At 40.8% G+C, this 13,337-nt stretch carries 9 protein-coding genes; 4 read left to right on the top strand and 5 right to left on the bottom strand.

The annotated features are described in order from the left end of the window. Window positions 1–169: 169 nt before the first annotated feature. Window positions 170–1,834, bottom strand: coding sequence for an asparagine synthase B (gene asnB / locus H5125_RS20625; RefSeq protein WP_162022843.1), 1,665 nt, complete (start codon window positions 1,832–1,834; stop codon window positions 170–172). Window positions 1,835–2,469: 635 nt separating this feature from the next. Between asnB and H5125_RS20620 the strand changes: the two genes are divergently transcribed. Further along, entirely contained in the window at window positions 2,470–2,871 is a 402-nt protein-coding gene (locus H5125_RS20620) for an ACT domain-containing protein (RefSeq protein ID WP_101087512.1), read from the top strand. A 142-nt stretch (window positions 2,872–3,013) separates the two neighbouring features. Here the strand turns inward: H5125_RS20620 and H5125_RS20615 are convergent, their stop codons facing one another. Both H5125_RS20615 and H5125_RS20610 read right to left on the bottom strand, forming a co-directional pair. After that, a complete protein-coding gene (locus H5125_RS20615; RefSeq protein WP_182745264.1) occupies window positions 3,014–4,672 on the bottom strand; it encodes a M28 family metallopeptidase in 1,659 nt (552 codons plus the stop codon). Window positions 4,673–4,830: 158 nt separating this feature from the next. After that, on the bottom strand, window positions 4,831–5,577 hold the full coding sequence (locus H5125_RS20610) for an HAD-IIA family hydrolase (RefSeq protein ID WP_011637074.1): 747 nt from the start codon (window positions 5,575–5,577) through the stop codon (window positions 4,831–4,833). Between the two features lie 614 nt (window positions 5,578–6,191). Here H5125_RS20610 and H5125_RS20605 point away from each other — a divergent pair. Then, window positions 6,192–7,868, top strand: a complete 1,677-nt coding sequence (locus H5125_RS20605; protein WP_182745262.1) for an AMP-binding protein — start codon at window positions 6,192–6,194, stop codon at window positions 7,866–7,868. Window positions 7,869–9,328: 1,460 nt separating this feature from the next. Here the strand turns inward: H5125_RS20605 and H5125_RS20600 are convergent. Continuing rightward, a complete protein-coding gene (locus H5125_RS20600) occupies window positions 9,329–10,456 on the bottom strand; it encodes a zinc-binding dehydrogenase (protein WP_182745260.1) in 1,128 nt (375 codons plus the stop codon). Window positions 10,457–10,596: 140 nt separating this feature from the next. After that, complete coding sequence (locus tag H5125_RS20595) at window positions 10,597–11,274, bottom strand: glutathione S-transferase family protein (RefSeq protein ID WP_182745258.1); 678 nt, start codon at window positions 11,272–11,274, stop codon at window positions 10,597–10,599. A 221-nt stretch (window positions 11,275–11,495) separates the two neighbouring features. Between H5125_RS20595 and H5125_RS20590 the strand changes: the two genes are divergently transcribed. After that, window positions 11,496–12,407: a LysR family transcriptional regulator gene (locus tag H5125_RS20590; RefSeq protein ID WP_162022851.1), complete on the top strand. Its 912-nt coding sequence runs from the start codon at window positions 11,496–11,498 to the stop codon at window positions 12,405–12,407. 436 nt (window positions 12,408–12,843) lie between these two features. After that, window positions 12,844–13,218: a hypothetical protein gene (locus H5125_RS20585; RefSeq protein WP_220487387.1), complete on the top strand. Its 375-nt coding sequence runs from the start codon at window positions 12,844–12,846 to the stop codon at window positions 13,216–13,218. Window positions 13,219–13,337 lie beyond the last annotated feature (119 nt).

The following is a 13,337-nucleotide window of genomic DNA, read 5'->3' as shown; positions in this document are numbered from 1 at the left end:
ATATAAAACACTTTATCCTTCCAGATAAAAGAAAGCACCGAACGTATCCACGCTCAGTGCTCTATATACCTAGCCGTTATCCACTTAAATATAAACAGTAATGCTTATCCGAATAGCATTAACCCAAAAGGTGGTGTTTACAATTATACTGTTCACATAGAGCTAATGATTAATACGCGCTAGCGTGAACGTTTTTAACTGCACGGCCCGATGGGTCGTTAAGCCCTTGTAAACTTACATCCCACAATAGTGCTTCAGGGGTTGAACAGGCAACTGTTTTTCCACCTGGCACTGTTTCAGCGGCACTGGCTAATGGGAAAAACTCTTCAAAGAAGCTGCGGTAAAAATAGGCTTCTTTCGACTCTGGCGTGTTGTATGGGAAACGGAATTTTGCGTTAGCAAATTGCACGTCATCTACGTTTTCTGCCGCATGAGCTTTTAAGCCATCAATCCACGAGTAACCTACGCCGTCACTGAACTGCTCTTTTTGGCGCCATACCACTTCTTTAGGTAATTTGTGCTCAAACGCTTGACGTAAAATGTGCTTCTCGATACGACCATCTTTAGACATCTTCGCTTCAGGGTTAATGCGCATTGCTACGTCAATAAACTCTTTATCTAAGAAAGGCACACGTGCTTCAAGTCCCCATGCTGCCATAGCTTTGTTGGCACGCAAGCAATCAAATAAATGCAGCTTATCAAGCTTACGGACTAATTCTTCATGGAACGCTTGGGCGTTAGGCGCTTTGTGGAAATATAGGTAGCCACCAAATAGTTCGTCAGCACCTTCGCCAGACAACACCATTTTAATGCCCATGGCTTTAATTTTACGTGCCATTAAATACATTGGCGTAGCCGCACGGATAGTGGTTACGTCGTACGTTTCTAAGTGATAAATCACTTCTTTAATTGCATCTAAGCCTTCTTGGAAGGTATACACAATAGGGTGATGAATTGTGCCAATGGCATCGGCCACTTTTTGCGCTGCGACTAAATCTGGAGACTCAGCTAACCCTACGGCAAATGAATGCAGTTGTGGCCACCATGCGCCGGTTTCGCCGTCGTTTTCAATACGGTGTTTTGCATATGTTTGTGTAATGGCAGAAATCACTGATGAATCTAGGCCACCAGACAATAATACGCCGTAAGGAACATCAGACATTAACTGGCGTTTTACCGCGGCTTCTAATGCTTCACGTAATTCTTCAATGCTAGCTGGGTTATCTTTAACGGCATCAAAATCGCGCCATTCACGGTGATAATACTGTGTCGGTTTACCGTCTGCAGAATATAAATACTGTCCTGGGTAAAACTCAGCAACCGTTTTACACACTGGCATTAATGCTTTCATTTCAGAAGCAACGTAGAAGTTACCAGATGCATCTAGACCTGTATAAAGTGGGATAATGCCCATGTGGTCGCGACCGATTAAGTAAGTGCCTTTGGCTTTGTCATACAGTACGAATGCGAAGATACCGTTCAGTTTGTCTAAAAAGTCACAACCGTATTCTTGGTACAGTGATAAGATCACTTCGCAATCTGAGTTAGTTTGATACTGGTATTTGTCACCTAGCTGAGCTTTTAACTGCTTGTGGTTATAAATTTCACCGTTTACGGCTAACACTATGTTGCCATCAAGGCTGATAAGCGGCTGCGCTCCGTGGTCAACGTCAACAATCGATAAACGTTCATGCGCTAAAATGGCTTTGTCATCAGCATATATGCCAGACCAATCTGGGCCGCGGTGACGCAGCAGTTTTGACATTTCTAACGCCACTTGGCGAAGTTTGCTTGCATCAGTTTTGATGTCTAAAATTGAAAATATTGAACACATAATACGGCTCCAGCAGCGTTGGCTAATCTTTATCTGGTTCCTACTTTGCCAGCATTTTGGTTAACTGCCAAGCTTGTTTTTTGAGATAACATCATAAATATAGCTATTTTAATGATTTTATCTCTTTTAAATATCTTTTTGTTTGAGTAATGTTTTGTTAAATGTCATTTTTATTGATATATCTTTATTTTTATCGTGATTATGGCTATTTTTTTTAAGATTTCATAATCAAATACCACTAAAAGCCATAATTGCACTAATGCTGTGCGTATGATGCTTATTTGAACAAAAGTGGGGCTTAATGGCCATTTAACGCCTTTAACGTAGCCATAATCGTGCCTAAGTGGCATGTTGATGCGCGATAATGGGGCTTCAATTCACTCGGTGATAGTCAACCAAGCAGCGCTAAACTTGTTAAGTGTTTTAATACTGGATAGGGTTATGTTGATCACTTCTGTTAGCCACTTCTGTTAGCCACTTCTGTTAGTCACTTATATTGGTCACTTATGTGTAGCAGGCAGCAAAGCTGCATTTACGTTAAGCCACATTTTATTAAGGCTGGCGCTTTTTATTGCAACACAAGAGCGTGATCCATAAAATCGCTTTATAACGGAAACATATTTAAGGAAAAAAGTATGGTAGGTGAAACAAATTTAACGGCATTACTTGCATCGATGTCACCGGTATTATTAGATGACGAATACGTTTTTTGCTCAGTGCCGGGCGGCCAATATGGCGATTATCAAACTTTATCGCCACTCGCGACGTTTCGCGAATCTGAAGGGCTGACATTAGTATTAACCAAAGCGGCTGCTATAGAGGGCGGCTTGTCTTTTGAATCAGTATTTAAAGGCATTACCTTAACGGTACACTCTAGTCTGGATGCCGTTGGTTTAACGGCTGCAGTGGCCAATAAACTCACCGAAAAAGGCATTAGCGCTAATGTTATTGCCGCTTATTATCATGACCATATTTTTGTGCAAACAGAAAAGGCGGCTTTAGCCATCGAAGCGCTAAATGAATTTAGTAAAGTGTAAGTCAGGTTATCTAAAGGCTTAAATCAGATACTCATGACACAAAGCTTAATGACATAAATGCTAATAGCCAAATACCAATAAAAAAGCCCATCAAATACATGATGGGCCAATCCTTGGGGGGAAGGAATAGGGTAGTGCTGTACTAATCTGCAGGACGTAATTGATTAAATTCAGAACCGGCAAAGTATCCTGGCCAATCTTGGTTATTACCTAACTCAGCAGCGGCTTGGTAATACACGCCTAAATCTTGTAATGAACCGGATAAATCCCATTCAGGACGATAATGATCGCAAACGTTATGGTAACAACCCTTCATTTTGACCAGCATTGCCGTTTTGTATTGTGCGGTAGCTTCATCAAGCGGTTCGTTACCACCACCGGCAAATACTGCTGGCACGCCTAATTTAGCAAAGCTGAAGTGATCTGAACGGAAAAAGCCGCCTGATGCAGGGTTTAGCTCACCTTGGCTGGTACGATTTTGTTTAGCGACAGCGCGGTCTAAATAGTTTTCTAACTCAGACTGGCCTTTACCGACAATCGTGTAATCTTTGGTTTTACCATAAATATTGGTGCTGTCGAGGTTAAATACTGCCACGGTTTTATCAATTGGATAAATTGGGTTTGCAGCATAATAACGTGAGCCTAATAAGCCTTGTTCTTCACCAGTGGTGGCAATAAAGGTTAATGAACGGGCTAAGCCATGCCCTTGTTTAGCTTGCTGGGCAAACTGGCGAGCAATTTCTAAAATACCGGCGGTACCAGTGGCATTATCTAACGCGCCATTATAAATTTGGTCGCCGTCTTTGGTTTCATCGGTACCGATATGATCCCAATGGGCAGTAAATAAAATCTGCTCATCAGCTTGTTTGCTGCCAGCTAATGTTGCAACCACATTATAACTGTCGGCATATTCCGCTTTATTGGCAAATTCAATGCTGGCTGTTTGGGCTAAATCGACATTGAGTGAATTGGTAGCGGCGCGATCCATTAATGACGTTAATGACAAGCCCGCTTTATCGAATAAGGCCGTAGCACTGTCTAAGGTTAACCAACCTTCAACTTGGACCCGCTGATCTTGTTCTGCTTTGCTTTGAACTAAATCTTGTTGAGCACCGGTCCAGCTGTTTTCAACTACCGACCAAGGGTAAGAGGCAGGTTCGGTATCATGAATAATAATTGCGCCTAACGCGCCATGGCGACTGGCTTCTTCAAATTTATAGCTCCAACGACCATAGTAAGTCATCGCCTTACCATTAAACTTGGCACCTTCAGGATGTGCAAAGCCTGGATCATTGACTAAAATGATGGCAATTTTGCCTTTCATGTTGAGGTCTTGGTAATCATTCCAGCCATATTCAGGCGCATTAATACCGTAACCTACAAACACTAATGGCGCATCTTTAATACTCACCTGGCTACTATCGTGACGACTGCTTAACACGATATCTTGGCGGTACTGTAAATCCAACCCAGCTAAAGTAACCTGCTGTTGTTCGCTAGCGGTGTAGCTCACCATTGGAACCGGTTGCAAAAAACTGCCTTTATAAGCGCCTTTAAGCCCCATTTGGGTGAAAGCGGCAGACAAATACTCTATGGTGAGCTTTTCGCCTTGGGTTGTTGGCGCGCGACCTTCAAACTTATCTGACGATAATGTTTCAATATCGGTTCTAAAGCGTTGTTCGTCAAAGGTTACCGCAGTCACTTTAGCCGGAATAATATCGTCGGTTGCAGCGTGTTTAGCATCATCGCCGTTACATGCTGACAGTAAGGCAATGGCGCAAAAAGGAAACAATCGTTTCATGCTATGTCCTGTTATTGTTATTCGTTTTTATTTCAGACAAGCATAATGAAGCAAGCCAGTGCTTGAAAACAAGTTCACTGGCTTGGAATTGTGTTACCTAATGTAAATTGTGTCTTGGGTGCTCAGTTTATTAACTGGCGGACATTAACTGGTGCTAATTAAACGACGTCGATATCGCCAGCGCAGGCAAACACATGATTTGGTCTGAAAGGTTCTTTGTCTATATCACTCATTTGGCTTACGCCAGTCGTCACCAGAATCGTTTCCAGGCCTGCTTGGAAGCCAGCCAGAATATCGGTGCGCATGTTATCGCCAATAATAACGGTGTTTTCAGAATGTCCCTGTATATGATTCAACGCCGAGCGGATAATCCACGAGCTAGGCTTACCCACATAAAATGGCATCTTACCTGTGATACGCTCAATGGCTGCACATAATGCGCCACATGCTGGGCTAAATGCAGGGCCGTGGGTGTCTGGATTGGTGGCAATAAAGCGTGCACCGCCAGCAACAAAACGAGATGCTTTATGGATCATATCCCAGTTGTAAGAGCGGGTTTCACCCACAATGACAAAGTCTGGGTTAATATCCGTTATGGTGAAACCGGCATTGTAGAGCTCGTGTGTCAGTGCACCTTCGCCAATTACATAGGCTTTATTGCCGGTTTGGTGTTTTAGAAAGTCTGCCGTAGCCATGGCTGAGGTATAAAAACAAGTTTCTGGTACATTAATACCTGCAGCGCCGAGTCGATTTTGTAAGTCTTTGCCAGTTTGAACGGGATAATTAGTGAGGATAACCAGCGGATTACCTTGTTCAAGTACGCGGTGAATAAACTTGTCGCTTCCAGGGATTAGCTTGTTGTCATGCAGTAGCACACCATCAATATCGCAAATAATATTTTTCATTCAGTAATTTCTTCCTTCAAATACAACCTGCTTACATCTAATGCTAATTCAATTCAGAAAACAACGATTAAATATAAAAAATGCCTGTTAGGTGATTGATTTACTCTTTGAGAGTTGGAGATATTGATTGCAGGTTGCAGGTTGCAGGTTGCAGGTTGAGGAGTAGGGGATATTGATTATAGCGTTTGTTGTTGTCGATATGGCTGCGGCCACTAACGTCCTGGCGCGTCACACCAGATCAAGAGAAACGGCCCAGCCACCCCGCAACATTTTCTCTATTGACTTAAACAACAGATACGAAAAAGTCGCCATGGGAATTTATCACGCTTTTTAGTTCATGTGTCTGACTAACGAAGCTTTCTTTAATAACAACCCCTGATACATGTATGTGCCACAGTAGAAACTGTCATGATAATGCAGTAGCTGAATGCTTTTTCCATTGTTGAAGAAAGATAGAGTGAAGCGGAAAAACGATAAAAGCAGGGATGAGTCACACTCCGAGAGATTAACTACTGATAACCCCCTAGAACAGTAGTTAATTCATTGAATTCAGTCTATTATTTTTATACTGATTAGGTAAATTAATTTACAATAGTGATGTTTAAACAACATTAATGATGGCTATAATGACAAATGATAAACCGTGGTTAACACAATATCCTGAGGATGTGCCCGCAAAAATAGATTCAAGTATGTATAACAATATCAATGATTTGTTTAAAGAGTCTTTTAGTGTGCATGCTAAAAAAGCAGCATATATTAATATGGGACATAGCTTATCCTACCAAGATCTCGAAAGTAAAAGTAACGCTTTTGCTGCTTATCTACAATCTGAACTAAAAATGAAAAAAGGCGAACGAATCGCCTTGATGATGCCTAATTTATTGCAATATCCCATCACTATTTTAGGAGCATTAAAAGCAGGACTCATTATTGTCAATGTTAATCCACTTTATACCCCTCGAGAATTAAAACACCAATTACGAGACTCAGGGGCCAGTGCTATTGTTGCCGTAACAAATTTTGGTAATAACCTTCAGCAAATACTGCATGAGACTAATATTAAGCATGTTATGTTAACCAAAATCGGCGATGAGTTAGCGATTCATAAGCGTACATTGGTTAACTTTCTTATCAAACATGTCAAAAAAATAGTGCCTAAATATCATATTCCCGACGCTATTTCATTGCGTAGAGCGTTAACCGAAGGCAAGAAACTTCCCTTTATTGATCCCCAAATAACAGTAGATGATTTAGCATACCTCCAATATACAGGTGGAACGACGGGTCCTGCGAAAGGGGCAATGCTGACTCATAGTAATATTATTTCTAATGTTCTACAGGTTCATGCTCATTTTAGCCCAAGAACCTTATATGATAAGGAATATGCAGTAACCCCACTTCCGCTTTATCATATTTTCGCCAACTCAGTGAGTATGATGTTTATGCTCTTTCTCGGTGCAACCAATCTACTCATTACCAACCCAAGAGATATAGATGGTTTCGTAGCAGATTTAAGTAAATATCCATTCACAATGGTTTTTGGTTTAAATACACTTTTTAATGGCCTAAACAATCATGCTGGTTTTCAGAAATTAGATTTTAGTCACGCTCGTTTTACTATTGCAGGTGGAATGCCGACGCAGAAACATATTGCTGACCGTTGGCAACAGCTCACTGGAATGCCTGTCATAGAAGGTTATGGCTTAACTGAATGTTCCCCAGTAGTCGCAGCAGGTACTCATCAACAACAATCATTTATTTCTTCAATTGGTGTCCCTTTACCCAGCACTGAACTCCGTATCGTTAATGATGAAAATGAACCTTTAGGTTCTAACCAAATTGGTGAAATTCAAATTAGAGGGCCCCAAGTGATGAAAGGCTATTGGCAACAAGAAGCCGAAACCAATACTGTAATGCATGTAGGAGGGTGGTTAAGCTCTGGCGATATAGGAAGAATGGATGACGATGGGATTTTTTATATTGAAGACCGTAAAAAAGATATGATTCTAGTATCGGGATTTAATGTTTTTCCAACTGAAATTGAAGAAGTTGCAACACTTCACCCTCACATCATCGAAGCTGCGGCCATTGGCATTCCTGATGACGTCACAGGAGAAATAGTTAAATTATTTATTGTACGCAAAGGTAATGTGACCGTTGATGAAATAAAAAAACATTGTAGAAAATATCTTACCGGTTATAAAAACCCAAGGATAATTGAATTTAGAGATGAATTGCCAAAATCAAATGTTGGCAAGATCTTACGTCGAGAATTGCGAGATTCATAGGCGCTATTACTAACGTGCTAAGGATAATCAACATATTTGGTATTGATATGAGGCGCAGCCGAACAAATTCGACGAAACCTCATTCTCATGCTGACTGTGATTTCCGTCAACGGCCATTTCAGCAATTTGGTGCGAGAAAGGCCATGTGAGCTTCACGCATTCTTGTATAAAGAGTTTTCAACGGCCTCAAGTTCAGAGTTGAATCACACCTTTTGAAAGTAACATCTTTAACTTATGTATGCCCCAAAGTTGGTTAGGCTATGGCCTGCGGCCACTAACGTCGTGGCGCTTCACCCACACCAGAGCAAATGGATAAAGCGCTTGTACCCCTTTGCAAACCCTCAGCGTTCCGGCAACATTTTCTGAACAGCGAAAAGGTTGCGACGTAAATTAATCGAGCTTTTGGCCTCGTTTGAATCCTTCTTCGGTCAACTCTTTATAGTAAAGAATGAAAATGCTAACGCTTCCTATGGTACATCCTGTACCGCGAAAGTTAAGCTCACCATCCATGGCCAGCTCACGTATTCTTTTATAAAGAGTCTTCAACGTGCTCAAGTCCAGAGTTGAATCACACCATTTTCAAGTCAAGAAAACTAACTCGTTTTTGCCCCAAAGTTTATTTCAAATATGAACCTGTGGCTACATCATCCCAGACGAAAAAAGCTAATATGTTGTGTGTACTGTATACAAAAACAGTTATAATGGTTTTTCGTGCTTTTTTAAGTTAAACCGGCTAATAAGTAAACTAAAGTAGTACGATAAATAATTTGTTTATTTTGTAATGTATTGAAATAAATGTGTTTTTATTTCCTGTTGAATATTGTGTCCACTTTTAACGCGCAACCTCGCTTTTATTTGTCAGTGGAGTTAAATAAAACTGCTTTACATCAAGAAGATAGTAAATGTAGGATGATATTAATCAATAACTTAAAAGGGCGACTTTAATTTTTTTTGCCCTTCAATAAGCTGTTAGGTGTATCTAGAGTGTGGCGAATATCATTACTTTCTTTTATTTTAATTGGTTGTTCATCAACTCCACCAAAAGGGTGTGAGTTTGATCTTAGCGACTGGAATAAGGTGAACAACATTCCTGTGTCATTAAAATCAAGTAATAAAGCAAACATTACGCATTGGTATGTGAATCACGACGGGGATTATTTCTTCTGCGAAAGTTTTGTAAATAGTAATGTTTGTGGTCAAAATTTTGAAATACATTTAAAAAAACAAGATGGTAGTTATAGTTCGGATTCTATAATGTGCATGCAATAATACACCTAACAAGGGTTTTCAAGCCGGACAAATTACAGTTGGCTTTTTGTTCGTGCCTAACAAGATAACATGGCCACCCACGATTGTTGCTATGATGAACAGGCAAATAAAAAGCAGATACTATAATCAGTATCTGCTTTTTATTGATTTAAAAATCAATCACTTAATCTGTTGTGGCATTTGAAGGTTAACTACTTTTGCGGTGTAATTAAGTACTTCTCACCAGTAGCATGTTTAGAATAACCCGCTATTGATTTTAATTGTAATACCTCAGCCAATGACACTTCATGGGTGTAGTGGCTAGCAAATGTGGTGGTGATTTCATCTGCAACACGTTTACGCATCGCCATAACCGTTTTAGTGCCTAACTTGGCTAGCGCATTGAATAATAAGAAGCCATTAACACCCCATGCAAAACCGAAGTTACGATTTAGAGTAATAGGACCACGGTCTAATGCGCCATAAATATAAGCTTGCTTGAAAGTGTCAGAACCATAAACGCTGTGTTCTTTCATATCGCGCGATGCAGCCACTTCCATACAGTTAAGAATGTCACTGGTTAATTTACCGCCGCCAATAGGGTCAAACGCAATCGTTGCACCTGTTTCAATAATTGCTGCTGTTAAGTCAGCTAGGAAAGTATCACTGCTTGAGTTAACAACGTATTTTGCGCCCATGTCACGTAATAGCGTTTCTTGTTCCGCTTTACGGACGATGTTAATTAAATCGACGCCATCGGCAATACAAATACGGTTTAACATTTGGCCAAGATTAGACGCAGCTGCTGCATGAATAATGGCTTTATGGCCTTCAGCACGCATTGTTTCGACCATTGCTAATGCCGTAAGCGGATTAACAAAAGAAGATGCACCTTCTTTAGCGGTAGTGCCTTGTTTCAATTCTAGGCAGCTTTGCACATTGGCACAGAGGTACTGACGATACGTTCCACCGCCAATGACAGCAACTGTTTTACCCATTAATGCTTGCGCTGCAGGCGATGAGCCTGCTGCGACAACGGTTCCTGCGCCTTCATTACCAACAGGAATGGCTTTACCGACTCGGGTTTTAACCGCTGGCATAAATTTAGCCGGAACATCCGCAATAATAGCGGGGCTTTGTTCAGTGCCTGCTTGTGTCGCAGTAGTCATATCTGCAGCGCTGAACAGAACGGCTAAATCAGACGGATTTAATGGCGCAGCTTCAATGCGAATAACCACTTCATCGGCACCTGGTTGTGGCATGTCGATGTTTTTTAACGCAAGTGTTAATTTATTGTCTTCGCTGATCAATGAAGTCAGTTGGATATTGGTATCTGTCATTGGGATTCTCTCCTGTAAAATAATTAATTCATTGAGCCAATCACTTTATGGTATTGGCTATGTTCTGTTTGTAATTGAATTCAAGCCAAACGTCAGTATTGATTGTTTTTATCGCTAATATCATTTCGTATAAATAAGTGTTATCCAGCGTTCGCCGCTTGGATTTGAGCTTTCACTTTTTGCATAAATTCGGGCATGTTTGCTAGGCGATCGGATTCCACCTGTTGGGCAATAACCGTTTGGCTCATGGCATCGTTCCACTGTTTCATGCCTGGTATTTCAGCCAGTACATCCCAGTTAAGCTGGCTCGAGCCAAACGAGCTGACTATGGTGTTGACGTAATAAACGTAGATATCTGCCATGGTGAATTGTTCGCCGGCAATCCAAGGTGAAAACTGACACAAACGACTTAAGCCGGTAATGCCACGGGTTAACACTTGGCGGACCTCAGCGTTAACCGATTCAGGAACTTCTGTGCCAGAAAATGCATAAGGTATTAGTCGTCTGCTAGGCAGTTCAAAATACAACTCTGCCATTTTCATTATTTGACGCACAACTGCTCGTTCTCCTGCATTTTCAGGGTATAGCGACGTTGCAGGGTAAGTCTCTTCGATAAAGTCGCAAATGACACTCGACTCTGAAATATTCAGTCCTTCAGTCGTTGTGATAGCAGGTACTTTGCCAGCTGGACTGACTTTCAGTAACTCGTCACTACCACCGTAAATAAGGTTTTCTTGAAATGGCAGTTGTTTGTATAGCAGTACATGTTTCACTAGGTTGTAATAGTTGCTAGCAGCAAAACCGTGCAAAGTAATCATAAGTCAGTGTCCATCATTTACGTGAAGACTGGTGCTAATTGCCGAAAAATGCAATTAACACCTCTGTTTTTAACACGCGGCAACAGGGTTAAGGTTGCAATGTTTAAGTTAACTGTATTATTACCTGTTTTAATTTGGTTATATATAAGGGAAAATGCTAATCACTATTGCTTTTAAGACAACAATAAAGCCAAAGCACTCAGATTTAATGGAGAAGTAAGTTGGATCAACTACGTGCAATGCGGTATTTCAGTAAGGTAGTAGAAACGGGCAGCTTTACCAAAGCGGCGAGTGCGTTTAATGTGCCGCCATCATCCTTGTCTAGACGAGTTGCTGATTTAGAAAAGAGTTTGGGGGCGACCTTGTTAAAGCGTTCGACCCGAATCGTTAAACTAACCGAAGTGGGGCAAATTTATTATAACGATGTACAGCAAATATTGAATCAACTAGCGCAAAGTAATGAAACGGTTCGTAGTTACCAAACAACGCCAATGGGGCGTTTACGGATCAGTTCGATGGTGGGTTTTGGTGAAAAGATATTACTGCCGTTGTTAGATGAATTTAGCGCGTTATACCCTCAAATTGTTTTAGATGTCAGTTTAAGCGACGAGTTATCAACACTCGGACGTGACGATGTCGATATTGCTATTCGCGGTGGTTACGCGCCCAATGAGCGCGTGTTAGCAATAAGACTGATGGACAATGGCTTTATTCCTGTGGCGTCACCAAGTTACATAGAGAAACACGGTGTGCCTAACAATGCGATGGAATTAACGCAACATAATGGCCTGTATTTTAAAGCGCCAACAGGGCCAACGCCTTGGTTATGTAATATGAACGGTCAATGGCATGACGTTTCAGGACCGGCGGTGGCGATTTCAAATAACGGACCCTGGCTGGCGAAAAAGGCTTGTGATGGGGAAGGTATCTTAATGTCAACTCGATGGGCGTTAGCGTCTTATCTTGAGTCTGGTAAATTGCTAGAACTTAAGTTTGAGCATGAGTTAGCTATCACTCAACATTCTGATATGGCGGTTTACTTGCTGTATCAAAAACAGCGCTACTTAGTCCCAAAAGTAAAAGCGGCAGTAGACTTTTTAGTGGAAAGAATAAAAGTAACAAATGATCGTTAGAAAGCGCCATTCTCTTTCGTGGTGCCGTGGAGCTTCATTTCTGATACTTACTTGTTTTGTCATTATGACTTTCAACTTAAATATTTCCTTTGAAGCAAATTAAATAATCTGTAATGGTCAAGTATTTCTAGAGAGATTTTAAGCCGCTTTTATTCAATATTCCATGCCGCGCATTTCCTACTATTTGGGTGTCAAAGTACTGCTATTCGGTCTCCTAAGATTGCTCGGTAAATAAAGCAGAGTTTATTTACTCTTTCAAAATAATGATTAAAGATGGCCAGACCAAGATAAACTATCGTTAGTCTAGAAGGCATGCCTTACTTTTATAGTGTTGGAAGCTATCGCACTTCAAGCTAAAGAAGTGATGTTAATTAATTATAGGTAGGGAGTTGTCCGAGGTTGAATAATAAGCGATTAACTGTAAAAGGAGCTCGTCATGCAGTATAAAAACACTCAGCTTGGAATCGCGATGCTTTCAGTTATGGGAATTGTAACATTAGTGCTTATCTTTGCTTCGGCAACTCAACCTACCGAACCGATCGGATTTGCGTATTTAATTGTAGGTGTGGTTTCAATTCTTTTTTCAGCATTAACAATCAAAGTTGAAGATGGGAAAGTGAAATGGTTTTTTGGTCCAAAATTTTGGAATAAATCAATAAAAATATCTGAAATTGAGTCGACACAAGAGATAAGAACCAAATGGTACTATGGGCTCGGCATCCGGTTAATCTCAACTGGATGGTTATATAACGTTTCTGGTCTAACGGCTGTTGAATTAAAACTTAAAGATGGCACAACGGTTTGTCTGTAATGGTCAAGTATTTCTGGAGAGATTTTAAGCCGCTTTTTTTAACTCATTATATTTTTGATGTGGCGTCTTATAATCTATTGCTGAATGTCTGCGTTTGTAATTGTAGAACTGGATATATT

It is taken from the genome of Shewanella sp. SR44-4 (genome assembly GCF_014163715.1).
Lineage (GTDB): Bacteria > Pseudomonadota > Gammaproteobacteria > Enterobacterales > Shewanellaceae > Shewanella.
Note: the sequence above shows the minus strand (reverse complement) of the source record. Positions and strands in the feature narration are given on the sequence as shown.